The following is a 26,184-nucleotide window of genomic DNA, read 5'->3' as shown; positions in this document are numbered from 1 at the left end:
GGGTGGAATCAAACGAGAACGCGTTCGATGCCGCCTTCATTGGCCTTGGCCACGTATTCGGGCAACCAATCTTTGCCCAAAATCTGGTTGGCCATTTCGACCACGATGTAGTCGGCTTCAAGCAAGCCGTTGTTGAGGTCGTCGCCGTAGCGTGTCAGGCCCTGCAGGCAGCTAGGGCACGAGGTCAGCATCTTGATGTTGGCGGTTTCGCCCACCGTGCCGGCCGCGCGCAAAGCCGCTTCGCCTTTTTTGATCTCTTCTTCCTTGCGAAAACGGATCTGGGTCGAAATGTCGGGCCGGGTCACGCCCAGCGTGCCGCTTTCGCCACAGCAGCGCTTGCTCTCCAGCACGTTGTCGCCCACCAGCGCCTTCACCGTCTTCATCGGGTCCTGCAGCTTCATGGGGCTGTGGCAGGGGTCATGGTAGAGGTAACCGCCCTGCCCGGCTGGCAAGGTGATGCCTTTTTCCAGCAGGTATTCGTGGATGTCGATGATGCGGCAGCCCGGGAAGATCTTGTCAAATTCGTAGCCCTGCAACTGGTCATAGCACGTGCCGCAGCTCACCACCACGGTCTTGATGTCGAGGTAGTTCAGCGTGTTGGCCACGCGGTGGAACAGCACCCGGTTGTCGGTGATGATCTTCTCGGCCTTGTCGAACTGCCCCGAGCCGCGCTGCGGGTAACCGCAGCACAGGTAGCCGGGTGGTAGCACGGTTTGCACACCGGCGTGCCAGAGCATGGCCTGGGTGGCCAGGCCCACCTGGCTGAACAGCCGCTCGGAACCGCAGCCGGGGAAGTAAAACACCGCCTCGGTCTCGCTCGTGGTGCCCACCGGGTTGCGGATGATCGGCACGTAATCCTTGTCCTCAATATCCAGCAGCGCGCGGGCGGTTTTCTTGGGCAAACCGCCAGGCATCTTCTTGTTGATGAAGTGGATCACCTGCTCTTTGATGGGCGCCGGGCCCAGCGTGGCTCGGGGCGCCGCCGTCTGCTTGCGCGCGACCCGCTTGAGCAACTGGTTCGCCAGGCGCTGGGCCTTGAAGCCCACGTCCACCATGGCCGAGCGCATGAACTTGATGGTTTCGGGGTTGGTGGCGTTCAGGAAGAACATGGCCGCGGCGTTGCCCGGACGGAAGCTCTTCTTGCCCATCTTGCGCAACAGGTTGCGCATGTTCATGGTCACGTCGCCAAAGTCGATCTTGACCGGGCACGGACTCAAGCACTTGTGGCAGACCGTGCAGTGGTCGGCCACATCTTCAAACTCCTCCCAGTGCTTGATGCTGATGCCGCGGCGGGTTTGCTCTTCGTACAGAAAGGCCTCCACCAGCAGCGAAGTGGCCAGAATCTTGTTGCGCGGGCTGTAAAGCAGGTTGGCGCGCGGCACATGGGTGGCGCAGACCGGCTTGCATTTGCCGCAGCGCAAACAATCTTTGACCGAATCGGCGATGGCGCCAATGTCGCTCTGCTGCATGATCAAAGACTCGTGGCCCATCAAACCGAAGCTCGGCGTGTAGGCATGGCTCAGGTCGGCGCTGCGCAGGTTGCCATCAGCGGCCAAGCCTTTCACGCCAGAAATGTCGCGCAGCAGCTTGCCTTTGTTGAAGCGGCCTTCCGGGTCCACCTTGGCCTTGTATTCGGCAAAGGGACGCAGCTCTTCGTCGGTCAAAAACTCGAGCTTGGTGATGCCAATGCCGTGCTCGCCCGAGATCACGCCATCCAGGCTGCGCGCCAGCACCATGATGCGGGCCACCGCTTCGTGTGCGGTTTGCAGCATCTCGTAGTCGTCGCTGTTGACCGGGATGTTGGTGTGCACGTTGCCGTCGCCGGCGTGCATGTGCAGCGCCACCCACACGCGGCCTTTGAGCACGCGTTTGTGAATCGCGGTGCACTCGGCCAGGATGGCGCCAAACGCCGCCCCGGTGAATATCTGCTGCAGTGGCGCACGGATCTGCGTCTTCCAGCTGGCGCGCAGGGTGTGGTCCTGCAGCTGCGGGAACAGCGTGTCCACATCGCGCAGCCAGGTGGCCCAGAGCGAACGCACTTCGCGCACCAGCGCCAGCGCCTGCTGCACGCGGTCTTCCAGCAGCTCGGCACTCGGAATATCGTTCGCGTCGTCGGTCTTGCCCAACGGCAGGTTGCCTTTGACAAAGAAGGTTTCCAGCGCTTCACACAGCTTGAGCTTGTTGCGCAGCGACAACTCGATGTTGATGCGCTCGATGCCCTCGGTGTACTCGCCCATGCGCGGCAGCGGGATCACCACGTCTTCGTTCACCTTGAAGGCGTTGGTGTGCTTGCTGATGGCCGCGGTGCGCTTGCGGTCGAGCCAGAATTTCTTGCGCGCTTCGGCGCTGATGGCCACGAAGCCTTCGCCGCTGCGGCCGTTGGCCAAGCGGATCACCTCGCTGGTGGCGCGGGCCACGGCGTCGGAGTCGTCGCCCACGATGTCCCCAACCAGCACCATTTTGGGCAGCGTGCCGCGTTTGCTCTTGGTGGCGTAACCAACCGCCTTGAGATAGCGGTCGTCCAGGTGCTCCAGGCCCGCCAGGATGGCGCCGCCCGGGCGCTTCATCTCGGCGAACATGAAGTCCTTGATGTCGACGATGGACGGAACACAGTCCTTGGGGTTACCGAAGAACTCCAGGCACACGGTGCGCACGTGCTCGGGCATGCGGTGCACCAGCCAGCGCGCGCTGGTGATCAGGCCGTCACAGCCTTCTTTCTGGATGCCCGGCAAGCCGGCCAGGAACTTGTCGGTCACGTCCTTGCCCAGGCCTTCCTTGCGGAAAGTCGAGCCGGGTATCACCAGCTGTTCGGTGCGAACGGGCGTCTTGCCGTTGGCTTCGAAATACCTCAACTCAAAGGTGGCCACCTCGGCGTCGTGAATCTTGCCGCGGTTGTGGTCCATGCGCGTGACTTCGAGCCACTGCGCCTGCGGCGTCACCATGCGCCAGCTCACCAGGTTGTCCAGCGCCGTGCCCCAGAGCACGGCCTTTTTGCCGCCGGCGTTCATGGCGATGTTGCCGCCCACGCACGAAGCTTCGGCCGAGGTCGGGTCCACCGCAAACACATGGCCCGCGCGCTCGGCCGCGTCGGCCACGCGCTGCGTCACCACGCCGGCTTCGGACCAGATCGTGGGCAGCGGCTCGGCGTGGCCGGGCACCTGCACGAACTCCACCTCGGTCATGGCTTCGAGCTTTTCGGTGTTGATCACCGCGCTCTTCCAGGTCAGCGGGATCGCGCCGCCGGTGTAGCCGGTGCCGCCGCCGCGCGGCACGATGGTCAGACCCAGCTCGAAACAGCCGCGCACCAACTCGGCCATCTCGGCCTCGGTGTCGGGGGTGAGCACCACGAACGGGTATTCCACGCGCCAGTCGGTCGCGTCGGTCACGTGCGACACGCGCGAGAGGCCGTCAAACTTGATGTTGTCGTGGGCGGTGAGCTTGCGCAGCGCCTTGGTGGCGCGCTGGCGCAGCGCGGCCATGTCTTCAAACGAACGGGCAAACGCATCGACCGCGCTGCGTGCAGCGGCGAGCAGCTCGCCCACCAAGGCGTCGCGGGCCTGGTCGTCTTGCGGCGTGCGGCGCTTGGCCACTTCGCCCAGGCGGTGGTGCAATGCATCCACCAGCTGCTTTCGGCGCTTGGGCGTGTCCAGCAAATCGTCTTGCAAATACGGGTTGCGCTGCACCACCCAAATATCGCCCAGCACCTCGTACAACATGCGGGCCGAGCGCCCGGTACGGCGCTCGCCGCGCAGCTCATCGAGCAAGGCCCAGGCGCGCTCGCCGAGCAGCCGCATCACAATTTCACGATCCGAAAAAGACGTGTAGTTGTAGGGGATTTCGCGCAGACGCGGCGCGTCGTCGGTGGCGTTTTCGAGGAGCGAAAGCGGGGTGGGAGCGTTCATGGGAAGTAGGCTGCCAGCAGAAAGAGCTGAACGGGCGATGGTACCGCAGGGCCACATACACATACCCGGGCGCTGGGTACTGGCACACTCTGAAAACACACGCTTCAAACCGTCCATGCAACCCGACGACTCACCCCTGGTCACACCAAACCGGCCCTGGCCCTACCCGCGCTGGATCGCCCACCGCGGCGCAGGCCTGCTGGCGCCAGAAAACACCTTGGCCGCATTGCGGCTCGGTGCTGCTCACGGCTACCGCATGTTTGAGTGCGACGCCAAACTGAGCGCCGACGGCGTGGCCTTTTTGCTGCACGACAGCACGCTGGAGCGGACCACCAACGGCCAAGGCGTGGCGGGTGATGTGGACTGGGCGGTGCTCAGCCAGCTCGATGCCGGCGCCTGGCATTCAGCCGCCCACGCCGGCGAACGCCTGCCCACGCTGGCTGACGTGGCGCGTTGGTGCATCGCCAACGGCCACTGCCTCAATATTGAGATCAAGCCCACACCGGGCACCGACCAGCACACCGGCCGCACCGTGGCCCTGGCGGCCGCGCAGCTCTGGGCGGGCCATGCCCAACCGCCTCTGCTCACCTCGTTTCGTCCCGAGGCCTTGGCCGGCGCCCAGGAAACCGCCCCGGCCCTGCCCCGCGGCCTGCTGCTGGAAACCCTGTGGCCAGGCTGGCAAAACGCCGCACAAATCCTGGGCTGCCAGGCGGTGGTGTGCGAACAAGGGCTGTGGAGCGAAGCACTCATGCACCAAGTGCGTAGCGCCGGTTGGCGCGGCCTGGCCTACACCGTGAACGACGCCACCGCCGTGCAGCGGCTGCTGGCGCTGGGCCTGGACGGCATCATCACCGACCGGGTAGACCGCTTTGCACCCGACCGCTGAGCCGGCTCAGCGCCGCCGCATCCACCAGCCCAGCGTGCCTTGCACCAGCACCAGCGCCGCGTAGGTGGCCATTTTTCCGTCGCGACCAAAAAACACCAGCCCAGCCAGCAGCACAGCCACACCGGCTGCCAGCAACACCGTCAGATCGATCGCACGGCTCCAGCGCGCCACGCGTCCTTTGCTCGACCACTGGGGCGCCAGCCACAGGACAAAGCCGACCACCAGTGCGGGTGCGATGAAGCCCGCAACATGCGCCAGGAAGGCAAAGAAATTCATTGTGTGTGGGCCGGGACGTGCATAAGCGATCAATTTTATAATCTGCACATGTCTGTCTGGGCGCTCGGCATCAACCACCACACGGCTCCGCTTGATCTGCGGGGCCGGTTTGCGTTCGCGCTCGACCAAATTCAGCCCACGCTGCACGGTTACCGCCAGAGCCTGGCGCGCCAGCCCGAAGCCACCCTGCTGTCCACCTGCAACCGCACCGAGCTGTATGGCGCGGGCGACCAGGCCGCCGTCGAGCCCACCCTGGAATGGCTGGCCCAGACCGGCGGCGTCAGCACCCACGTGTTGCGCGACCATGCCTATGTGCTGCGCGAAGACGACGCCGCGCGCCACGCGTTTCGCGTGGCCAGCGGCCTCGACAGCATGGTGCTGGGTGAACCACAAATTTTGGGTCAGATGAAAGACGCGGTGCGAGCCGCCAGCGACGCCGGCGCCCTGGGCTCCACGCTGCACCAGCTGTTTCAGCGCTCGTTTGCGGTGGCCAAGCAGGTGCGCACGTCCACCGAAATCGGGGCGCATTCCATCAGCATGACCGCCGCTGCCGTGCGCCTGGCCGGGCAATTGTTTGAAGACCTGCAGGACATCCGGGTGCTGTTCGTAGGCGCGGGCGAGATGATTGAGCTCGCCGCAACCCATTTCGCTGCCAAATCGCCCAAAAGCATGGCGATCGCCAACCGCACCCTGGAGCGCGGTGAAAAGCTGGCCGGCCGCTTTGGCGCCGAGGTGATGCGCCTGGCCGACGTGCCCGACCGCCTGCACGAATTCGACGCCGTGATCAGCTGCACCGCCAGCACGCTGCCCATCATCGGCCTGGGCGCGGTGGAGCGGGCTTTGAAAAAGCGCCGCCACCGCCCGATGTTCATGGTGGACCTGGCCGTGCCGCGCGACATTGAAGTGGACGTGAAAGAGCTGGACGACGTCTACCTCTACACCGTGGACGACCTTGCCGCCGTGGTGCAGACCGGCAAGGACAGCCGGCAGGCCGCCGTGGCGCAGGCCGAAGTCATCATCGACGCAGGCGTGCTCAGTTTCATGCACTGGCTGGAGCAACGCGACCCAGCCAACGGCGTGGTGCCCCTGATCCAGCAGATCAACGCCCAGGCCGACGAATGGCGTGCCGCCGAAATGGCCCGCGCCCGCAAGCTGCTGGCCAAGGGTGAGCCGGTGGAAGCCGTGCTTGAAGCCCTGTCACGCGGCCTGACGCAAAAAATGCTGCATGGCACCTTGGCCGAGCTGCACACCGGCGACAGCGCCGCGCGCGCCGCCACCGCGCAAACGGTGTCGCGCCTGTTTCTTCGCGAAAAATCCTAGCGCAGCGCGGGCTTGCCCAGCGGGTGCGTTGCCTGGCGATGCACCGTTGCGGTGCGCCAACCGCTGATGGTCCAACCCACACACCTTCATGAAGCCCTTCGTCCACGACACCCTGATGCGCCAGCGCGTGCGCCTGCACGAACTGGACGCACTGCTCTCAGCCCCCGACGTGGTCGACAACATGGACCGCTTTCGCACCCTGAGCCGCGAACACGCCGACGCCTCGTTGATCGTGGACGTGTTCAACCGCTACCTGCAACGCGAAGCCGACCTCGCCTCGGCCGAAGGCATGCTGCAAGACCCCGACATGGCCGAGATGGCGGAAGAAGAAATACAGAGCGCCAAGGCCGAGCTCGGCCAACTCGACGCCGAACTGCAACAGCTGCTGCTGCCCAAAGACCCGGACGACGAACGCAACGCGTTCATGGAAATCCGCGCCGGCACTGGCGGTGACGAGTCGGCATTGTTTGCTGGTGACCTGGCCCGGCTTTACACCCGCTACGCCGAACGCCAGGGCTGGCAGGTGGAGGTGGTGAGCGAATCGCCCAGCGAACTCGGCGGCTACAAAGAGGTGGTACTGCGCATGGCCGGGCACGGCGCCTACGGCAAGCTGCGCTTCGAGTCCGGTGGCCACCGGGTGCAGCGCGTGCCCGCGACCGAAACGCAAGGCCGTATCCACACCAGCGCGGCGACGGTGGCGGTGATGCCCGAGCCCGACGAAACCGAGGCCGTCAAGCTCAATCCGGCCGAGCTGCGCATCGACACCTACCGCGCCAGTGGTGCCGGCGGCCAGCACATCAACAAAACCGACTCTGCCGTGCGGGTCACTCACCTGCCCACCGGTATCACCGCCGAATGCCAGGACGGCCGCAGCCAGCACAGCAACAAAGCCAAAGCGCTACAAGTGCTCACCGCGCGCCTGCAAGAAAAAGACCGCAGCGAGCGCGCCGCCAAGGAAGCCGCCACCCGCAAGGGCCTCATCGGCAGCGGCGACCGCAGCGACCGTATCCGCACCTACAACTTTCCGCAGGGCCGCCTCACCGACCACCGCATCAACCTGACGCTGTACAAGCTGCTGATGGTGATGGAAGGCGACCTGGACGAAGTCGTTCACGCGTTGCAGGTGGCACGCGGCACCGAACTGCTGGCCGAACTCGAACAGCGCAACAGCCTGTGAGAGGCAGAGTCTTTCGCCCATGAACGCCACACCCACCCTGCGCGAGACGCTGCAGCAAGCCCAACAGCAGGGTCTGGAACGCCTGGACGCCCAGATGCTGCTGCTGCACGCCCTGGGCCGCTCGCCACACGACCGCGCCTGGCTGATGGCCCACGACAGCGACATGCTGCATAAAGAGGTCGCAAACCGCTGGCAGGCGCTGCAACAGCGCCGCCAAGCCGGCGAGCCCGTGGCCTACCTGCTCGGCGAAAAAGCCTTCTTTGGCCTGAACCTGGCGGTGGACGCCCGGGTGCTGGTGCCGCGCCCGGACACCGAGGTGTTGGTGGAATGGACGCTGGACGTGCTGCCTGCCGCTGGCGGTGACATGCCACCCTGCGTGCTCGATCTCGGCACGGGCAGCGGTGCGATCGCGCTGGCGCTGGCCCGGCAACGGCCCGACGCCCAGATCCACGCCACCGACGCCAGCGCGGACGCCCTGGCCGTGGCACAGGCCAATGCCACCCAACTCGGGCTGTCGGTTCTGTTCCACCGTGGCCACTGGCTGGGCGCTGTGCCTGGCCTGCGTTTCAATGTGATCGCCAGCAACCCGCCCTACATTGCCGAGGGCGACCCGCACCTGGCCGCCCTGCGGTTTGAACCCAGCTCTGCCTTGGCGGCTGGCCCCGACGGCCTGGACGACATCCGAACCATCATCAACCAGGCGGACCAAGCCTTGCTACCCGGCGGGTGGCTGCTGCTGGAACACGGCCACGACCAGGCAGAAGCGGTACGCGCGCTGCTGTTGCACGCCGGATATGAGCACGTCAGCAGCCGCAACGACATTGCGGGCATTGAACGCTGCAGTGGCGGGCGCTGGCCTCAGCAGCGATAATTGACCATTTTTACGGGTTATTGAACACCCAACCGCAAAAGGACCCATCTGCCATGAGCGACGCCCAAATCCGAATCGACCAACTGGTCAAGTCCAACGACATCGTGCTGTTCATGAAGGGCAACGCGAGCTTCCCCATGTGCGGCTTTTCAGGGCGCGCCATTCAAATCTTGAAAGCCTGCGGCGTAGACCCCAAAGCGGTGAAAACCGTGAACGTGCTGGAAGACGACGGCGTGCGCCAGGGCATCAAGGAATACAGCAACTGGCCCACCATTCCCCAGCTGTACGTCAAGGGCGAGTTCATTGGAGGCTCGGACATCATGATGGAGATGTACGAATCGGGTGAGCTGCAGCAGGTGATCACCGGCGAAGCCTGAAGACACGCTGCAGCCAGCGAGACCTAGAAAAGCCACCCTCGGGTGGCTTTGTGCTTTCTGGCGGGTGCCTGTTGCGCGCGTCTGGTGCATTTTCGGGCGACGAACCAGGCAATTGCCCTTGAAGCCCGGTTTTTGTGAGGCTTTTCCTGCATTGAGATCGGGCACATCTTGTGCTTGAATGAAAGCGTCGCCGAAACCCACAAGGAGAACCGCATGAGCTCACGCAGCCTGGTCGCTTCACCCTCCCTCGGTCTGCCCATCGCCCAGATGCGCAGCGTGTTCAGCGCCGACGATGTCGAGCGCAAACTGCACAAGCTGCAAAACAGCGGCAGCGAACGCGAGTACGAAAGCCTGCGCAGCACCTACCAACGCATGCTGGAGCGCGGCCCGCAGCGCTTCGCCGTCAAACCGTCGGGTGTGCCCGACATGGCACCGTTGTACGATCTGCTGCCCAATTTTGGTGAGGTACTGGACGACGTGAAGCGCCACGTGGCCCTGAGCCAAGACAGCCGCGACAGCCTGGAGGTCACGCCCATCTTGCTGCTTGGGCCGCCCGGCGTGGGCAAGACCCATTTCGCCCGCCAGATCGCCGACCTGCTCGGCACCAGCATGAGCCTGGTGCCCATGAGCTCCATGACCGCTGGCTGGCTGCTGTCGGGCTCGTCGTCGCAATGGAAAGGTGCCAAGCCGGGCAAGGTGTTTGAAGCCCTGGTGGACGGCCAGTACGCCAACCCGGTGATCGTGGTGGACGAGATCGACAAAGCCAGCGCAGACGCGCAATACGACCCGCTGGGCGCGCTCTACAGCCTGCTGGAGCACGACACGGCGCAAAGCTTTGTGGACGAATTCGCCGAGGTGCCCATTGACGCGAGCCAGGTGATCTGGATCACCACCGCCAACGACGAGCGGGCCATTCCCGAGCCCATTCGCAACCGCATGAATGTGTTTGAAATCGCGCCGCCCTCGCCTGATGCAGCCCGCAAAATTGCTGCCCACCTGTACCGCGGTATCCGCAGCGAACACGATTGGGGCCAGCGCTTCGACCCGGAACCCGCAGACGACGTGTTGGACCAACTCACCGGCTTGGCGCCGCGCGAAATGCGCCGGGCGCTGGTCACGGCTTTTGGCAATGCACGTCTGGACAACCGCTACAACATGGAGGCGGACGATCTGCCGCGGCATGGCGCCGGCAAAAGCCGCATTGGCTTCCTGCAATAACGCTTGCGGCTGGTGCTTGGGGCAAACCGACGCTCAGGCGTCCGGATGCACCCAGTTTTTGGCGGCGGCGTACACCGCATTCGGGTATTTGTCACGGCCACGGCTGCCGTTGTAACGGCCCAAGGCCATGAACGAGTCGCCTCGCTCGCGGTCCAGGTAGTGCCTCAAAATCACACAGCCGAAACGCAGGTTGGTCTGCATGTTGAACAACTTGCCGGCGTCGCCGTCACCAATCAGGCGCGACCAGAACGGCATGATCTGCATGTAACCCCGCGCACCCACGCTGGAGATGGCGAACTTGCGAAATGCACTTTCCACTTGAATCAGTCCCAGCACCATCGTGGTGTCCAAGCCCGCCCGGCGCGACTCGTACCAGACGGTCTGCAAAAACTCGATCCGCGTTTGAAAGTCGGTTTTCCTGCGGTGCAAACGGTCGCTCATGGCCCCCAGCCAACGCAGGTGCGCCAGGCGCGCTTCCAAACTTGAAAACTCGGGCACTGGCGGTGCATGGTTGGAAATGGCGGCAATCAGAGCGCCCCGCACCGAGTCGGCCAAAGGCTCTTCCAGCTGACCTCCCGCGGCTGCCAACGGTATCCCTTGCAGCCCCAGCCCTGCACCCCACGTAGCCACAGACACCAGGCATTGGCGGCGGTTCACCCGCGGTCCATCTGCCGTGGTCCCTGGCAGGCCCGCTTGCCCAACCAGCGCAATCATTGCCCCAGTTTGCCCTTCAGCATCTCAAGAATGTCGGCAGCCGCCACCTGGGTGGCTGCTGCGTCACGGCGGTGCTGGTATTCCACCTGGCCTGCCTTCAGCCCACGGTCGCCAATGGTCACGCGGTGTGGCACGCCAATCAGTTCCCAGTCGGCAAACATGGCGCCCGGGCGTTCGCCACGGTCGTCCAGAATCACATCCACGCCGGCCGCCAGCAACTGTTCGTGCAGTTGCTCTGCCGCGGCCTTTACCTCGGGGCTGCGGTCCATGCCAATCGGGCAAATTACCACGGTAAACGGCGCCAGCGCATCGGGCCAGATGATGCCGCGCTCATCGTGGTTTTGCTCAATGGCCGCTGCGGGCAAGCGGGTGATACCGATGCCGTAACAGCCCATTTCAAAATGCGCCGGCTTGCCGTCTTCGCCCAGAAACGTGGCACCCATGGCGCGCGAGTATTTGGTGCCGAGGTAAAACACATGGCCCACTTCAATGCCGCGTTCAATCGCCAGCACACCCTGACCGTCCGGCGAAGCATCGCCCTCGACCACGTTGCGGATGTCGGCCACCAGATCGGGCTCGGGCAAGTCGCGCGCCCAATTGACGCCGGTCATGTGGAAATCAGCCTCATTGGCTCCGCAAATCCAGTCGGCCATCACCGCCACCTCGCGGTCAGCGATCACCTGCACGGGCTGCTTCAGGTTCACCGGGCCCAGGTAACCGGGCTTGCTGCCAAAGTGGGCCTCAATTTCGGGCACGGTAGCAAAGCGGAAGCCCAAATCGAGCCCAGGCAACTTGCCGACCTTCACCTCGTTCATGTCGTGGTCACCACGCAGCAGCAGCAGCCAGATGCGCGACTTCACAATTTCGTCGCGCTCGTTGATCTCGTCGGTGGCCAACACCAGCGACTTCACCGTGCGGGCCAGCGGCACGCCCAGCAACTCGGCCACGTCGGCGCAGGTGCTCTTGCCCGGCGTTGGCGTCTTCACCATCGGGTTGGCCGCTGCCGGACGCGCATTGGCAGGTGCCAGCGCTTCGGCTTTCTCCATGTTGGCGGCGTAATCGCTGGTGGGGCAATACACGATGGCGTCTTCGCCGGTAGCGGCGATCACCTGAAATTCTTCACTCAGGTCGCCACCAATGGCACCGCTGTCTGCGGCCACAGCGCGGTAGCGCAAACCGAAGCGGTCAAAGATGCGCCGGTAGGCGGCTGCCATCGTCTGGTAACTGGCCTGCGCGGCATCACCGTCCCGGTCAAAGCTGTAGGCGTCTTTCATGATGAACTCGCGCCCGCGCATCAAGCCAAATCGCGGACGGCGTTCGTCACGGAATTTGGTCTGGATCTGGTACAGATTTTTCGGCAGCTGTTTGTAGCTGCGCAGTTCCTGGCGCGCGATGTCCGTGATCACCTCTTCGCTGGTGGGCTGCACCACAAAGTCGCGCCCATGGCGGTCCTTGATGCGCAGCAACTCCGGCCCCATTTTCTCGAAACGACCCGTTTCCTGCCACAGCTCTGCCGGCTGGATCACCGGCATGGTGAGCTCAACCGCACCGGCGCGGTTCATCTCCTCGCGCACGATGGCCTCCACCTTGTGAATCACCCGCAAACCCATCGGCATGTAGCTGTAGATGCCAGCGCCGAGCTTCTTCACCATGCCCGCACGGGTCATGAGTTGGTGGCTGACAACCTCGGCGTCCGCCGGGGCTTCCTTGAGGGTGGTGATCAGAAACTGGGAGGCTTTCATGGGATCGGCTGCCACGTTGGCAGAGGTGAGGTTGGCAGATGGGGAGGGATCGCACCACAGCGTTGGCGGTATGCCCGGCAGACTAGGGCATACCCGCATGCGTTCGGGCGCAATACAGGTGGGTGATCACTTCGCAAGCCCCGGTTGGCGATGCATAATGAACACAGTTTAAAAATTTGGGGTTGATTATGCTTGACAGAGAAGGCTTCAGGCCCAATGTCGGCATCATTCTGCTCAACCAGAGAAACCAGGTGTTTTGGGGCAAGCGCATCCGCTCCCATTCCTGGCAGTTCCCGCAGGGTGGTATCGACCGGGGCGAGACACCCGAACAGGCGATGTACCGCGAGCTGCACGAGGAAGTGGGTTTGATGCCCGAACACGTGAGTATTGTGGCCCGCACGCGGGACTGGTTGCGCTACGAGGTGCCTGACCGTTTCATCCGGCGCGACGCGCGCGGACACTACAAAGGACAAAAGCAGATCTGGTACCTGTTGCGCCTGGTTGCGCAAGATTGGAACCTGAACCTGCGCGCGACCAGCCACCCGGAATTTGATGCTTGGCGCTGGCACGACTACTGGGTGCCTCTCGACGTGGTAGTCGAGTTCAAGCGCGGTGTCTACGAAATGGCACTGACCGAACTCGCGCGCTATCTGCCGCGCAACGACACCCGTAACCGCTTTCTTCGCGGTGGCATGCGCCAGCGGATGACCGATGACGGCCCACCCAACATGCCTTTTTCGAGCATGCCCCAAGGGCTGGAACTGCCACCGGGCGCCAGCTTTGACCCCGATCCGCAGAGCGACAACCGGGCGCAAGAGGCCTGGGCTCAACACGGCGAAATCAAATAGGCTGGGACCCGTGCCGAGGGGGTGGCTTTAGCCAACCTCGGGAAATAGGTGTTGTGTTGGGCTGCGGCAGTTCAGCATGCCCCCGCACAGCTTAAAGCTGCTGGGCAACGGATTTTTGAAACGCAAGCGGTCAACCGGAGCGGGGAACCTGCGAGGAAACGGACTGCGCCAATGGCGCTTGTCAAAGAGACGACCTTCGGCCGGCCCCGAAATAACGTCAACCGCGGGCCAGCACCAGGTTGTCGCGATGAATCATTTCGGGCTCGGCCGAATATCCCAGCAGACGCTCGAAGTCGCTGGAAGCCTTGCGGCAGATCAGTCGCGCTTCCGAACTGGCGTAGTTGGCCAGGCCGCGGGCAATTTCCTGACCGTTGGCGTCGCGCACAGCAATCACGTCGCCGCGCGAAAAGTCACCCTCCACGGCGGTCATACCAATGGGCAACAGGCTCTTGCCTTCGCTCACGATCTTGCCCACTGCGCCAGCGTCCACACACACCGAACCACGCAATTGAAGATGGTCAGCCATCCAACGCTTGCGTGCCTGGTTCTTGGGCGTCTGCGCCAGCAAGCAGGTGCCAATCGCTTCCCCGTCGCACAGACGCATCAGCACCTGGGGCTCACGCCCCCAGGCGATGACGGTCGAGGCACCCGAGCCAGCAGCCCGCTTGGCAGCCAGAATCTTGGTGATCATGCCGCCCTTGCCAATGCCCGAGCCAGCGCCCCCAGCCATCGCTTCCAGCAAGGGATCGCCCGCACGGGCAACGTGAACAAACTGCGCCGCCGGATCGCGCCGCGGATCTGCCGTGTAAAGACCCTTTTGGTCGGTCAAAATGACCAAGGCATCGGCTTCGACCAGATTGGCCACCAGCGCACCCAGGGTGTCGTTGTCGCCAAACTTGATTTCATCGTTGACCACGGTGTCGTTTTCGTTGATCACGGGCACCACACCCAGCTGCAACAGCGTGAGCAGTGTGGATCGGGCGTTGAGGTAACGCTCGCGATCAGCCAGGTCAGCGTGCGTCAACAGCACTTGCGCACTGCCCACACCGCATTCACGCAGCTTGGTCTCGTACATCTGCACCAAACCCATTTGCCCCACGGCGGCCGCTGCCTGCAGCTCGTTGATTTCCTTAGGCCGCACGGTCCAGCCCAGGCGCTTCATGCCCTCGGCCACAGCACCACTGCTGACCATGATCAGCTCTCGACCATCTTTGACTAAGGCCGCCAGCTGCTGGCTCCACTGGCCAATGGCCTCTTCGTCGAGACCTCGGCCTTCGTTCGTCACCAGGCTGGAGCCCACCTTGACCACGATTCGGCGGGCGTTCTTCAGCAGCGCGGACTGGGCGACCTGCTGGGCATTCGGGGAAGCATCAAGCTGCATGTGCGTTCAGGTACCGTCAACAACAGGAAATCTACTCGAAGGGCATCAGTTCGCGTCGGGCGCTACGGCAAAGCGTGGGTCAACCTCAACCGGCTGCTGTGCATGGTGCACCTGCGCGATGTGCTGGTACACCTTCTGAACCAGCAACTCGCACCCCTCACGCGTCAACGCGGAGATTTCAAACACCGGCCCCTTGTATTTCAAGCGTTTCACAATGTCTTTGACCCGGGCTTCGCGCTCGTCGGTCGGCACCATGTCGAGCTTGTTCAGCACCAGCCAGCGCGGCTTGTCATACAGCGACTGATCGAACTTTTTGAGTTCAGCCACAATCGCTTTGGCCTGCTGGACCGGGTCAACGCCTTCATCGAAAGGTGCGACATCCACAAGATGCAGCAGCAAGCGCGTGCGCTGCAGGTGGCGCAGAAACTGATGACCCAGACCTGCCCCTTCCGAGGCGCCTTCGATCAAGCCAGGCACATCTGCCACCACAAAACTCTTTTCAGGCGCCACGCGAACCACGCCCAGATTGGGGTGCAGTGTGGTGAAAGGATAGTCAGCAATCTTGGGGCGAGCGTTGGAAATGGCGGAGATCAGGGTGGACTTGCCGGCATTGGGCATGCCCAGCAGCCCCACATCGGCCAGCACCTTCAGCTCCAGCTTGAGCGTGCGCCGCTCACCCGCCCAGCCCATTGTTTTCTGGCGCGGCGCACGGTTCGTCGAACTCTTGTAGTGCATGTTGCCAAAGCCGCCGTCACCGCCCTTGGCGATCGTGACCTGCTCTCCGGGCTGCAGCAATTCGTGCAACACCTCGCCCGTTTCGGCATCCGCAATGATGGTTCCCACTGGCATCTTGAGCACGATGTCGTCACCCTTGACACCAAACATGTCCGAGCCTTTGCCGTGTTCACCCCGGTGCGCTTCAAACCGACGGGTGTATCGAAAGTCGACCAGGGTGTTCAGACTGGCATCAGCTACCGCATAAATGTTGCCACCACGCCCGCCATCGCCTCCGTCGGGACCGCCAAATTCCTTGTACTTCTCATGCCGGAACGATGCGCAGCCGTTGCCACCATCGCCAGCAGCGACATCAATCGTAGCTTCGTCCACAAATTTCATGACATCTCTTCCCAGGAACAACTGACACAACAATGACCAATACAAAAAGCCCGCACAGGCGGGCCTTTTGTATTCAGGACATCACCAACGCCGGTGAACTGCGAGGTTTTCACAAACCCGGCAGCCACACCGGCAAGCCACATCACAAAGGTGTGATGTTGACCGTCTGGCGATTCAGCGCGCCTTTGATGGCGAAGCTGACACGGCCATCGACCGTCGCAAAAATGGTGTGGTCCTTGCCCAGACCGACGTTCATGCCGGGGTGGAACTTGGTACCGCGCTGGCGCACGATGATCGAACCTGCGCTGACCACTTCACCGCCAAACGCTTTCACGCCGAGCATCTTGGGCTTGGAATCGCGCCCGTTTCGCGTTGAGCCGCCGCCTTTTTTCTGTGCCATGTTGACTTACTCCTCAGGCTGCGATCGACGAAATCTGCAGTTCGGTGAAATTTTGACGGTGACCTTGGCGCTTTTGGTAGTGCTTGCGACGACGCATCTTGAAGATGTGTACCTTGTCGTGCCTGCCATGCGACAAAACCGTGACTGTGACCGTTGCGCCGGAAACCAAGGGAGTGCCTACCTTGATCTCGCTGCCGTTGCCGACAGCCAGAACCTGGTCAAACACGATCTCTTGGCCCACATCCGCAGCAATCTGTTCTACTTTAATTTTTTCGCCAGCAGCAACACGATACTGTTTGCCGCCGGTTTTTATGACCGCGTACATATGAACCTCTTGTAAAAAATCCACGAATGGATATTCGGCAGACCAAATTCCACCGAACTCAAAATTTTAGCACGGGTTAACGAGCAGAGCAAGAACCGCCCACCAAAGCCGCCGCTGGCTCACCGAGCCGCAGCGGTCCTGCACCCGGCTCAGCCAGAAACGCGTTGTTCCCGTTTCTATAATCCGGGACTGCTTTTAGAAAAGCCCACCACCCGCAGAGCCACCTTGACCACTCTTTCAAGCCACCCAGCCAACCCGCTGGACCTCATCCAGCCCGACATGCAGCGGGTTGACCAAGTCATCAGCGAAAGGCTCACCACAGAAGTTCCGTTGGTGCGCGAGGTGGCGCAATACATCATTTCAGCCGGCGGCAAACGGCTTCGCCCCGCGCTACTGCTGCTCATGAGCGGTGCTCTGGGCAACCAAAATACCCACCGCCACACGCTGGCCGCGGTGGTGGAGTTCATTCACACGGCGACGCTGCTGCACGACGATGTGGTGGATGAATCGACACTGCGCCGCGGGCGCGAAACGGCCAATGAACGCTTCGGCAACGCGGCCAGCGTGCTGGTGGGTGATTTTTTGTACTCGCGCGCGTTTCAAATGATGGTGGACGTGAACAACATGCGCGTGATGCAAGTGTTGTCGGACGCGACCAACGTGATCGCCGAAGGTGAGGTGCTGCAACTCATGAACATGCGGGACGCCTCGCTCAGCGAGGCCGACTACCTGCGTGTGATCCGCTCCAAAACGGCAAAATTGTTTGAAGCCAGCGCACGCCTGGCCCCGATTCTTGCCAACGCCGATGCCCGCACAGAAGAACTATGCGCTACGTACGGTCAAGCACTGGGTACAGCCTTCCAAGTGATTGATGACGTGCTGGATTACGAAGGCAAAGCCGAAGAACTGGGCAAAAACTTGGGAGATGACCTTCGAGAAGGCAAGGTTACGCTGCCGATCATCTGCGCGCTGAAAACAGCCTCAGAACCCCAGAAACAACTGATCCGCCATGCGATCGAACAGGGCGATGCAGCCCACCTCGACGACATCTTCGCCATCATTCTGGAAACGGGTGCACTGGAGACCGCACGGGCCAGCGCAATGACTGAAGCACAACGCGCCGTTGACGCGGCGAAGCAGCTTCCAACCAATGAATACAGCGCTGCTTTGCTAGAATTGGCCACTGGTTTGATGGGTCGCCGCTCGTAAAAAGGGGGGCTGAATCAAGACCCCTCCAAGCGGTTTTGGAGATGCGATCGGGGTGTAGCTTAGCCAGGTAGAGCGCTACGTTCGGGACGTAGAGGCCGGAAGTTCGAATCTTCTCACCCCGACCACCATCTTCATGCAAACAGGCAGGACAGCAAGCATCCCGCCCGTCACCGGGTTTGTGCGCAGCGTTTTCCGGTCCTTCACACAACGCCGAAAACGTCAGTTTCTGCGAATCCGACACAATTCGCCTGAATAAACGGATGCAAGTCGTTGATTTACGTTAGATTACGGTTTTATGGCGTCTGTCGATACGGTTATTCAAGATAGCTCCACCATGGCACTGCCTGGCTTGGGGCGAGCACTCGTGGCTGCAGGCAAGCTGGGGCAAAGAGCGGCCGAAGACCTGTACAAAAAAGCGCAGAGCAGCCGAACCAGCTTCATCGCAGAGCTCACAGGCTCTGGGGCTGTGTCGGCCTCAGACATGGCGCACACCATGTCCACAGCCTACGCGGCGCCGCTGCTGGACCTGGATGCGATCGACATCACCCGCCTGCCCAAAGGCTTGCTCGACAGCAAAATTTGCGCGGACTACCGCATTGTGGTGCTCAGCAAGCGCAACAACCGCCTGATGGTCGCCACGGCGGACCCTGCTGACCAGCAGGCTGCCGAGAAGATTAAATTTGCCACGCAGATGGGCGTGGACTGGGTCATTGCCGAATACGACAAGCTGAGCAAGTTGGTCGACAGCCAGACCACGAGTGCCAACGAAGCGATGGACAACATCGTTGGTGGTGACTTCGAGTTCGATGACATTGCCACCGAAGCGGTGGTCACCGACACCGCCGAAAAAGCCACCGAGGTGGACGACGCGCCGGTGGTCAAGTTCCTGCACAAGATGCTGATCGATGCCTTCAACATGCGCGCATCGGATTTGCACTTCGAGCCTTACGAACACAACTACCGCGTTCGCTTCCGTATCGACGGTGAGCTTCGCGAAATCGCGTCCCCGCCGATTGCGATCAAGGACAAGCTGGCTTCCCGCATCAAGGTGATTTCCCGAATGGACATCTCCGAGAAGCGCGTGCCGCAAGACGGCCGGATGAAGCTCAAGATCGGTCCGGACCGCGTGATCGACTTCCGGGTGAGCACGCTGCCTACGCTGTTTGGTGAAAAGATCGTGATCCGTATTCTGGACCCGAGCAGCGCCAAGGTAGGTATTGATGCCCTGGGCTACGAGCCGGAGGAAAAAGAGCGCCTGATGAACGCGATCGTGCGCCCTTACGGCATGGTGCTCGTGACAGGCCCTACGGGCTCGGGAAAAACCGTATCGCTGTATACCTGCCTAAACATTCTGAACCAGCCAGGTATCAACATCTCCACCGCCGAAGATCCGTCCGAGATCAACTTGCCCGGTGTGAACCAGGTGAACGTCAACGAAAAGGCAGGCCTGACATTCGCCGCCGCGCTCAAAGCGTTCCTGCGTCAAGACCCCGACGTGATCATGGTGGGTGAGATTCGCGACCTGGAAACTGCTGACATTTCAATCAAGGCGGCCCAGACCGGTCACATGGTGCTGTCCACCCTGCACACCAACGATGCACCCACCACGCTCACCCGCATGATGAACATGGGGATTCCCACGTTCAACATCGCGTCCAGCGTAATCCTGATCACGGCCCAGCGCCTGGCTCGGCGCTTGTGTCCGAATTGCAAGGCGCCGCTGGATGTGCCTCGCAAGGCCCTGATTGATGCAGGTTACAAAAGCGAAGACCTGGACGGCACTTGGACACCCTACAAACCAGTAGGCTGTTCAGCTTGCAACAATGGCTACAAAGGCCGCGTTGGCATTTACCAGGTGATGCCCATTTCAGAAGAAATACAGCGCATCATTTTGCGCGGTGGCGGCGCCTTGGACATTGCCCAGCAAGCCAGCAAAGAAGGTGTTCGCACACTGCGCGAGTCCGGTCTGCTGAAGGTCAGACAAGGGATGACCTCGCTGGAAGAAGTGCTCAGCGTCACCAACGAGTGATGCAGCGCTAGACACACGACTCCGAGGACACCATGGCAACCGCTGCATCTAAAAGCATCAAAGACTTTGTTTTCGAATGGGAAGGCAAAGACCGCAATGGCAAGACCGTTCGCGGTGAGACACGCGCGGTAGGTGAGAACCAGGTGCTGGCCGCCTTGCGCCGCCAGGGCATCGTGCCGGGTAAAGTCAAAAAGCGGCGCATGACATCGGGCAAGCGCATCAAGCCCAAAGACATCGCCATCTTCACACGCCAGCTGGCGACGATGATGAAGGCTGGTGTACCGCTGTTGCAGGCCTTTGACATTGTCGGGCGAGGCAATCCCAACCCCAGCGTGACCAAGCTCTTGAACGACATTCGGACCGATGTCGAAACGGGTACCTCGCTGAGCGCCGCCTTTCGCAAGAATCCGCTTTATTTCGACAGCTTGTACTGCAATCTGGTAGAGGCTGGTGAGGCTGCCGGTATTCTGGAAGAGTTGCTCGACCGTCTGGCGGTTTACATGGAGAAAACCGAGGCCATCAAGTCCAAGATCAAGTCGGCTTTGATGTACCCCATTTCGGTGGTGATCGTTGCCTTTGTGGTCGTTGCAGTGATCATGATTTTCGTGATCCCGTCGTTCAAAGAGGTGTTCAGCTCCTTCGGCGCAGACCTGCCCGGACCCACGCTTTTCGTCATTGCCATCAGTGAAATTTTCACCGAATTTTGGTGGTTGATTTTTGGCGGCCTGGGTGGCGGGATCTACTTTTTCATGCAAGCCTGGAAGCGCAATGAAAAAGTGCAAAAGGTCATGGACAGGTTCATGCTCAGGATGCCAATTTTCGGCACCCTGGTCGAAAAATCGGTCATTGCCCGCTGGACGCGTACGCTTTCAACCATGTTCGCCGCAGGTGTGCCCTTGGTTGAGGCTTTGGATTCGGTGGGAGGCGCATCGGGCAACTCGGTCTATGCATCGGCCACAGAGAAAATTCAGCAGGAAGTATCGACCGGTACCAGCCTGACCAACGCGATGACCAACGCCAACATTTTTCCGTCCATGGTGCTGCAGATGTGCGCCATTGGTGAAGAGTCGGGCTCCATTGACCATATGCTGGGCAAAGCTGCCGACTTCTACGAAGCGGAGGTGGACGACATGGTGGCCGGCCTGTCGAGCCTGATGGAGCCCATCATCATCGTGCTGCTGGGCACCATCATTGGCGGCATTGTGGTGTCGATGTACCTCCCCATCTTCAAGCTGGGCCAGGTGGTCTGATGCTGGGCATCAGCACGGCCGACGCAGCTCTGCTGGGTCTTTTGGGCTTGTTGGTCGGCAGTTTTTTGAATGTGGTGATACACCGCCTGCCCAAGATGATGGAGCTGCAATGGGCAGCCGAGTGCGCTGAACTCCAGCAGGGGTCTGCCGGTTTGGCCAGCGATCCAACGGCTGAACCCACCCGATTCAATCTGATGGTGCCCCGCTCCAGGTGTCCTCATTGCGGCCACCAGATCCGCTGGTTTGAAAACATTCCCGTTGTCAGTTACCTAGCCTTGCGAGGCAAGTGCGGCAACTGCGCTGCGCCCATCAGCGCACGCTACCCTGCTGTGGAACTGGTCTGTGGAGCGCTGTTCGCTTGGTGTGGCTGGAACTGGGGACTGACATGGGAAGCGCTGGTGTGGTGCGGTTTTTCTGCTTCAGTGCTGGCACTTGCCTGTATTGACTGGGACACCACGCTGCTTCCCGATGACATCACGTTGCCGCTGCTCTGGGCCGGGCTCTGTGCGGCTGGGCTGGGGTTGATCAACACCGCCCTCACAGACGCCCTGTGGGGCGCAGTCGCCGGCTACCTGTCGCTGTGGCTGGTTTACTGGGCGTTCAAACTGATCACGGGCAAAGAAGGCATGGGCTACGGCGACTTCAAGCTGTTTGCAGCGTTTGGCGCCTGGTTTGGCTGGCAAGCACTGATCCCGGTGATCTTGATGGCATCGGTCATCGGTGCCGTGGTCGGTATCGCCATCAAAGTGTGGGGGCAGTTGCGCGAAGGCGGCTATGTGCCGTTCGGCCCCTTTCTCGCCATGGCGGGGCTGACTTCGATGATTTTTGGTCCGTCTGCCATTCTGGCATTCATCGGTCTGTGAGCCCGGCGATGCACGCTCGTCCTGCGCTGAGGCTTGGACTGACGGGTGGCATCGGGAGTGGCAAAAGCACCGTTGCGGCGCTGCTTGAGCAACGGGGTGCGTTCGTCATCGACGCAGACGCCATCTCACGTGCTTGCACCCTCAGTGGCGGTAGCGCCATGCCCACCATTGCAAGCACTTTTGGCCAAGACTTTGTGAATGCCGATGGCGCGCTGGACCGACAGCGCATGCGAGACCATGTGTTTGCCCGTCCTGACGCACGGCGCACATTGGAAGCCATCATCCATCCGCTGGTTGGCGCAGAAGTTCGGCGCCTGGCTGCCTCGTCAAACGCCCGCTGCCTGGTCTTCGATGTACCGTTGCTGGTCGAATCGCCACATTGGCGCCACCAATTGGACCGAGTGGTGGTGGTGGACTGCTCGCACACGACGCAAATACGCCGGGTCAGCCAGCGCAATGCGTGGGACGTCCACACCATTGAAGCTGTGATTCGCAGTCAGAGCCCACGCGTCCAACGCCTGGCGGCGGCTGACGTGGTGCTCTTCAACGACACGGACAAGATCGAACACTTGCAGCGGCTGGTGAGCGGGTTGGCCCAACGGTTCGGGCTATGATGAAAGCCTTGTTCGCCCTGGCCTCTTGGCCCCTTCTCCACGAAGCTCCGCCGCTGTGATCCTGTACGAATACCCTTTCAACGAACGTATCCGCACCTACTTGCGGCTGGAACAGCTCTTTCGCCGCCTGTCTGAACTGGTTCCTCGCAGCCACTCGCTGGACCACCACTACGCGATCCAGACCATTTTCGAAATCATGGACGTGGCCTCGCGTGCCGACATGAAGTCAGACGTGCTCAAGGACATTGACCGGCAAAAGCTTCAACTCAACAGCTACCGCGGCAACCCGGCCATTTCTGAGCAGGTGCTTGACGGCGTGATCGCACAACTGGACGACTGCTTTGCCCAGCTGAACCAGTTGAGCGGGAAAACCGGGCAATCGTTAACGGAAAACGACTGGCTCATGAGCATTCGCAGCCGCATCGGTATCCCAGGTGGCACGTGTGAGTTCGATCTGCCCGCCTACTTCCACTGGCAGCACCACAGCGTCGAACAGCGCCATGCGGATTTGCAGCGCTGGGTGGCGCCACTGGCGCCGCTGGCGGCCTCCATCGGGCTGCTGATGAAAATGTTGCGTGACTCAGGTTCCGCGCAAAAAGTGGTTGCACCCAACGGCCAGTTCCAACAAAACCTGCCACAGGGGCGCACCTTTCAGTTGCTGCGCTTGCGCATGGACCCCTCCGCAGGTCTCATACCTGAGATCAGCGGTAACCGTTTGATGCTTTCCGTGCGCTTGATGCGCCAGGGTGAAGACGATCGCCTTCATCCCGCGCAAGAAGACGCTGCGTTTGAACTCACCCTCTGCGCTTGAGGTCTTGCATGTCGAACGAAGGAACGGAAATTCCCGTCAAGATGGTTCGCTGCCCGGCCTGCGCTGGCCCCAGCGTTTATGCAGCCAGCAACCCTTACCGGCCGTTTTGCAGCCAGCGCTGCAAAAGCATGGACTTCGGTGCCTGGGCCAGTGAAACCTTCAAACTGCCTGAAACGCTGACCGACAACGACCCGGAATTCCAGCAGAGCTGAGATGCCACAAAAACGGCATGCAGCTCAAGCTGTTGGCTCATCCGCCAGCCACTCCAGCACCGGTACCGTGCCAGGCAACACGGGAGAACATCGAACGGGCAAGCGCTCCCAACTAAAGTCTTGGCCCTCGTGCATCTGCAACGCTCCAGTCCATTCGAATACCTTGCAGAAGTGCAGACGCACGAGCGCGTGGGGATAGTCAACGAGCTTCTCTTTCCAGGCGATTACCGGGCCAATGTGCACGCCAATCTCTTCTTGTAACTCGCGCCGCAAAGCCTGTTCAACCGACTCACCCGCCTCCAGCTTGCCGCCGGGAAACTCCCAGTAACCGGCATACACCTTGCCCTCAGGCCGGGATGTCAGCAAAAACTCGCCGCTGGGCGCGATCAGCAAGCCCACGGCCACATCCACCACCGGGCGCGCTGGCCCATCCGCCCGGCGAAGTTCACCGTCCACCAACAAGATCGAATCGCTCACCGCAAGCCTTTGTGCCGAATCAGCTTAGCCACGCGCCGCATGGGTACCCGCGTAATCACGGGCGAACTGGTAGGCCACCCGGCCGCTGCGTGAACCTCTTTCAAGAGCCCACACCAGCGCTGCAGGCCGAGCCGACTCAATGGCCTCGACGGACACGCCGAAGGACGCCAGCCACTGCGCCACGATGGTGAGGTACTCATCTTGGCTGAAGGGGTAGAAACTCACCCAAAGACCAAAGCGCTCAGAGAGGGAGATTTTTTCTTCCACCACCTCACCCGGGTGCACCTCGCCATCAGCGGTGTGGGTGTAGCTGAGGTTTTCTTTCATGTATTCCGGCAGCAGGTGGCGCCGGTTACTGGTGGCGTAAATCAGCACGTTTTGACCCGCCGCCGACACCGAGCCGTCCAGGATCGACTTCAAAGCCTTGTAGCCAGGCTCGCCGTCTTCAAAACTCAGATCGTCACAAAACACCACAAAACGCTCGGGCCGGTCAGCCACCACATCCACAATATCGGGCAAGTCCACCAAGTCGGCCTTGTCCACCTCAATCAGGCGCAGTCCTTCAGAGGCGTACTCGTTCAGGCAAGCCTTGACCAAGGACGACTTGCCCGTACCGCGGGCGCCTGTGAGCAGCACGTTGTTGGCCGGCAGCCCCTGCACAAACTGCAAGGTGTTGCGCTGGATCTTTTCCTTCTGCCCACCGATTTCCTGCAGGTCGACCAAACGCATGTGCGCGACCTGGCGCACAGGTTCCAGCACACCATGGCCACTGCTGCGCTTGCGGTAGCGAAAGGCCACCGATGCCGACCAGTCGGGAGCGCCCAAGGGTTGCGGCAGCACCGACTCGATGCGCGCCATCAATCGCTCGGCACGCTCCAGCAGGCGTTCGAAGTTGGCATTCATGACCGGTAATCGGCGTTGATGGTGACGTAGTCGTGGCTGAAATCGCAGGTCCAGACTGTGTCGGTTGCATCGCCACGGCCAAGGCCTATGCGCACCAGGATCTCGGCGTCCTTCATGACGCGCTGACCGTCTTCCTCGCGGTAGTCGGGGTGCCGGCCCCCAGCCGCCACCACATGCACATCGCCCAGGTGCAATTCAATTTTCGTGGCATCCAGATCGGCAATGCCCGCGTAGCCCACCGCCGCCAAGATGCGGCCCAGGTTCGGGTCGCTGGCAAAAAATGCGGTTTTGACCAACGGCGAATGCGCCACCGCGTAGGCCGCCTGCAGGCATTCAGGCGACGTCTGACCGCCCTCAACCCGGATGGTGATGAATTTGGTCGCGCCCTCTCCATCGCGCACGATGGCGTGCGCCAGGTGTTGCGCCAGGGGCACCAGCGCGGCCAGCAGGGCTTGACCGTCGGGGCTGCTGAGATCGGTGATGGGTGCGTGCCCGGCCTTGCCTGTGGCGACCACCACAAACGAGTCGTTGGTGGACGTATCGCCATCCACGGTGACACGGTTGAACGACACATCGGCGAGCCGGCGGGCCAGTGTGCCCATCAGCTCTGGGGCCACACAGGCATCGGTGGCCAGAAAACCGAGCATGGTTGCCATGTTGGGGCGGATCATGCCCGCCCCTTTCGCAATACCGGTGGCACTCACCGTGGTGCCGCCCAGCACGAACTGACCGCTTGCCGCCTTGGGCAGCGTGTCGGTGGTCATCACGCCTTCAGCGGCAGACAGCCACTGGGCACCCGATGCCACAGGCGACTGCGCTGCGAGTTCAAGCGCCTGGGGCAAACCCGCCAGGAGCCGGTCCAGGGGCAAAGGCTCCATGATCACCCCGGTGGAAAACGGCAGCACCTGTTCATGACCCAACCCGAGCGCACGCGCCATGGCCGTGCAGGTCTGGCGCGCCGCAGCCAATCCTGGCTCGCCCGTGCCGGCGTTCGCGTTGCCGGTGTTGATGACCATGGCACGAATGGCAGCACCCGAGGCCAGGTGCTCACGGCACACCTGCACCGGTGCAGCCGCATAGCGGTTTTGGGTGAAAACCGCACCCACCGCACTGCCTTCGTCCAAAAGGAAAACGGTCAGATCTTTGCGGTTGGCCTTTCGGATACCCGCCTGAGCCACACCAATGCGTACACCGGGGATGGCCAGCAAATCAACAGCCAGCGGGATATCAAGTTGAACAGGCATGGAAACTCCGTGAAAAAGA

At 61.7% G+C, this 26,184-nt stretch carries 25 protein-coding genes and 1 tRNA gene; 15 read left to right on the top strand and 11 right to left on the bottom strand.

Features of this window, described 5'->3' with window-relative positions:
• Nucleotides 1–8: 8 nt before the first annotated feature.
• On the bottom strand, nt 9–3,902 hold the full coding sequence (locus AC0GNR_RS07505) for a DUF3683 domain-containing protein (RefSeq protein WP_472900338.1): 3,894 nt from the start codon (nt 3,900–3,902) through the stop codon (nt 9–11).
• A 115-nt stretch (nt 3,903–4,017) separates the two neighbouring features.
• Here AC0GNR_RS07505 and ugpQ point away from each other — a divergent pair, with 115 nt between their 5' ends.
• On the top strand, nt 4,018–4,788 hold the full coding sequence (gene ugpQ, locus AC0GNR_RS07500) for a glycerophosphodiester phosphodiesterase (RefSeq protein ID WP_472900337.1): 771 nt from the start codon (nt 4,018–4,020) through the stop codon (nt 4,786–4,788).
• A 6-nt stretch (nt 4,789–4,794) separates the two neighbouring features.
• On the opposite strand, the gene AC0GNR_RS07495 is transcribed toward ugpQ, so the two are convergent.
• Nucleotides 4,795–5,064, bottom strand: coding sequence for a hypothetical protein (locus AC0GNR_RS07495; protein ID WP_472900336.1), 270 nt, complete (start codon nt 5,062–5,064; stop codon nt 4,795–4,797).
• 48 nt (nt 5,065–5,112) lie between these two features.
• Between AC0GNR_RS07495 and hemA the strand changes: the two genes are divergently transcribed.
• The 5 genes from hemA to AC0GNR_RS07470 all read left to right on the top strand — a co-directional run bounded on the left by hemA (nt 5,113) and on the right by AC0GNR_RS07470 (nt 10,027).
• Nucleotides 5,113–6,384 (top strand): glutamyl-tRNA reductase, encoded by a 1,272-nt coding sequence (gene hemA / locus AC0GNR_RS07490; RefSeq protein WP_472900335.1) that lies wholly within the window; start codon nt 5,113–5,115, stop codon nt 6,382–6,384.
• A gap of 88 nt (nt 6,385–6,472) precedes the next feature.
• Entirely contained in the window at nt 6,473–7,561 is a 1,089-nt protein-coding gene (gene prfA, locus AC0GNR_RS07485; RefSeq protein ID WP_472900334.1) for a peptide chain release factor 1, read from the top strand.
• Between the two features lie 19 nt (nt 7,562–7,580).
• Nucleotides 7,581–8,432: a peptide chain release factor N(5)-glutamine methyltransferase gene (gene prmC, locus AC0GNR_RS07480; RefSeq protein ID WP_472900333.1), complete on the top strand. Its 852-nt coding sequence runs from the start codon at nt 7,581–7,583 to the stop codon at nt 8,430–8,432.
• Nucleotides 8,433–8,485: 53 nt separating this feature from the next.
• Nucleotides 8,486–8,809: a Grx4 family monothiol glutaredoxin gene (grxD, locus tag AC0GNR_RS07475; protein WP_439112809.1), complete on the top strand. Its 324-nt coding sequence runs from the start codon at nt 8,486–8,488 to the stop codon at nt 8,807–8,809.
• A gap of 213 nt (nt 8,810–9,022) precedes the next feature.
• Nucleotides 9,023–10,027, top strand: coding sequence for an AAA family ATPase (locus AC0GNR_RS07470; protein WP_472900332.1), 1,005 nt, complete (start codon nt 9,023–9,025; stop codon nt 10,025–10,027).
• A 33-nt stretch (nt 10,028–10,060) separates the two neighbouring features.
• Here the strand turns inward: AC0GNR_RS07470 and AC0GNR_RS07465 are convergent, their stop codons facing one another.
• The gene (locus AC0GNR_RS07465) at nt 10,061–10,741 is read right to left on the bottom strand and encodes a lytic transglycosylase domain-containing protein (protein ID WP_472900331.1); all 681 of its coding nucleotides are present in this window, start codon (nt 10,739–10,741) and stop codon (nt 10,061–10,063) included.
• The gene (locus AC0GNR_RS07460; RefSeq protein WP_472900330.1) at nt 10,738–12,483 is read right to left on the bottom strand and encodes a proline--tRNA ligase; all 1,746 of its coding nucleotides are present in this window, start codon (nt 12,481–12,483) and stop codon (nt 10,738–10,740) included. The genes AC0GNR_RS07465 and AC0GNR_RS07460 overlap by 4 nt, the downstream gene beginning before the upstream one ends.
• Before the next feature lie 188 nt (nt 12,484–12,671).
• On the opposite strand from AC0GNR_RS07460, the gene AC0GNR_RS07455 reads away from it, so the two are divergent.
• Nucleotides 12,672–13,331: an RNA pyrophosphohydrolase gene (locus AC0GNR_RS07455; RefSeq protein ID WP_472900329.1), complete on the top strand. Its 660-nt coding sequence runs from the start codon at nt 12,672–12,674 to the stop codon at nt 13,329–13,331.
• Between the two features lie 217 nt (nt 13,332–13,548).
• On the opposite strand, the gene proB is transcribed toward AC0GNR_RS07455, so the two are convergent.
• The 4 genes from proB to rplU form a co-directional block, all read right to left on the bottom strand.
• Nucleotides 13,549–14,712, bottom strand: a complete 1,164-nt coding sequence (gene proB, locus AC0GNR_RS07450) for a glutamate 5-kinase (protein ID WP_472900328.1) — start codon at nt 14,710–14,712, stop codon at nt 13,549–13,551.
• A gap of 45 nt (nt 14,713–14,757) precedes the next feature.
• Nucleotides 14,758–15,828, bottom strand: a complete 1,071-nt coding sequence (cgtA, locus tag AC0GNR_RS07445) for an Obg family GTPase CgtA (RefSeq protein WP_472900327.1) — start codon at nt 15,826–15,828, stop codon at nt 14,758–14,760.
• A gap of 142 nt (nt 15,829–15,970) precedes the next feature.
• Nucleotides 15,971–16,228, bottom strand: a complete 258-nt coding sequence (rpmA, locus tag AC0GNR_RS07440) for a 50S ribosomal protein L27 (protein ID WP_439112816.1) — start codon at nt 16,226–16,228, stop codon at nt 15,971–15,973.
• Between the two features lie 13 nt (nt 16,229–16,241).
• Entirely contained in the window at nt 16,242–16,553 is a 312-nt protein-coding gene (gene rplU, locus AC0GNR_RS07435) for a 50S ribosomal protein L21 (RefSeq protein WP_304831029.1), read from the bottom strand.
• Between the two features lie 279 nt (nt 16,554–16,832).
• Here rplU and AC0GNR_RS07430 point away from each other — a divergent pair, with 279 nt between their 5' ends.
• The 8 genes from AC0GNR_RS07430 (at nt 16,833) to AC0GNR_RS07395 (ending at nt 23,541) form a co-directional block, all read left to right on the top strand.
• The gene (locus AC0GNR_RS07430) at nt 16,833–17,762 is read left to right on the top strand and encodes a polyprenyl synthetase family protein (protein ID WP_472900326.1); all 930 of its coding nucleotides are present in this window, start codon (nt 16,833–16,835) and stop codon (nt 17,760–17,762) included.
• Nucleotides 17,763–17,810: 48 nt separating this feature from the next.
• Nucleotides 17,811–17,887, top strand: a tRNA-Pro gene (locus AC0GNR_RS07425).
• A 170-nt stretch (nt 17,888–18,057) separates the two neighbouring features.
• A complete protein-coding gene (gene pilB, locus AC0GNR_RS07420) occupies nt 18,058–19,791 on the top strand; it encodes a type IV-A pilus assembly ATPase PilB (protein WP_472900325.1) in 1,734 nt (577 codons plus the stop codon).
• Nucleotides 19,792–19,823: 32 nt separating this feature from the next.
• Entirely contained in the window at nt 19,824–21,041 is a 1,218-nt protein-coding gene (locus AC0GNR_RS07415; protein WP_472900324.1) for a type II secretion system F family protein, read from the top strand.
• Nucleotides 21,041–21,904 carry a prepilin peptidase gene (locus AC0GNR_RS07410; RefSeq protein ID WP_472900323.1) on the top strand — a complete coding sequence of 288 codons (864 nt, stop codon included), beginning with the start codon at nt 21,041–21,043 and terminating at the stop codon, nt 21,902–21,904. Before AC0GNR_RS07415 ends, AC0GNR_RS07410 begins: the two co-directional genes overlap by 1 nt.
• 8 nt (nt 21,905–21,912) lie before the next feature.
• Entirely contained in the window at nt 21,913–22,518 is a 606-nt protein-coding gene (coaE, locus tag AC0GNR_RS07405) for a dephospho-CoA kinase (RefSeq protein ID WP_472900322.1), read from the top strand.
• 55 nt (nt 22,519–22,573) lie between these two features.
• The gene (gene zapD / locus AC0GNR_RS07400; RefSeq protein ID WP_472900321.1) at nt 22,574–23,329 is read left to right on the top strand and encodes a cell division protein ZapD; all 756 of its coding nucleotides are present in this window, start codon (nt 22,574–22,576) and stop codon (nt 23,327–23,329) included.
• 8 nt (nt 23,330–23,337) lie between these two features.
• Entirely contained in the window at nt 23,338–23,541 is a 204-nt protein-coding gene (locus AC0GNR_RS07395; protein WP_472900320.1) for a DNA gyrase inhibitor YacG, read from the top strand.
• 24 nt (nt 23,542–23,565) lie between these two features.
• Here AC0GNR_RS07395 and AC0GNR_RS07390 read toward each other — a convergent pair whose 3' ends face one another.
• From AC0GNR_RS07390 to argJ, 3 genes are read right to left on the bottom strand one after another with little or no spacing between them, the layout of a single operon-like run.
• Nucleotides 23,566–24,018 carry an NUDIX domain-containing protein gene (locus tag AC0GNR_RS07390; protein ID WP_472900319.1) on the bottom strand — a complete coding sequence of 151 codons (453 nt, stop codon included), beginning with the start codon at nt 24,016–24,018 and terminating at the stop codon, nt 23,566–23,568.
• A gap of 24 nt (nt 24,019–24,042) precedes the next feature.
• Entirely contained in the window at nt 24,043–24,921 is an 879-nt protein-coding gene (locus AC0GNR_RS07385; protein ID WP_472900318.1) for an ATP-binding protein, read from the bottom strand.
• Nucleotides 24,918–26,165, bottom strand: coding sequence for a bifunctional glutamate N-acetyltransferase/amino-acid acetyltransferase ArgJ (argJ, locus tag AC0GNR_RS07380; RefSeq protein ID WP_472900317.1), 1,248 nt, complete (start codon nt 26,163–26,165; stop codon nt 24,918–24,920). Before argJ ends, AC0GNR_RS07385 begins: the two co-directional genes overlap by 4 nt.
• Between the last annotated feature and the right edge of the window lie 19 nt (nt 26,166–26,184).

The sequence above is a fragment of the Hydrogenophaga sp. LT287 genome, assembly GCF_055702805.1.
The sequence above is the reverse complement of the archived record's forward strand: the minus strand, read 5'-3'. Positions and strand labels throughout refer to the sequence as shown.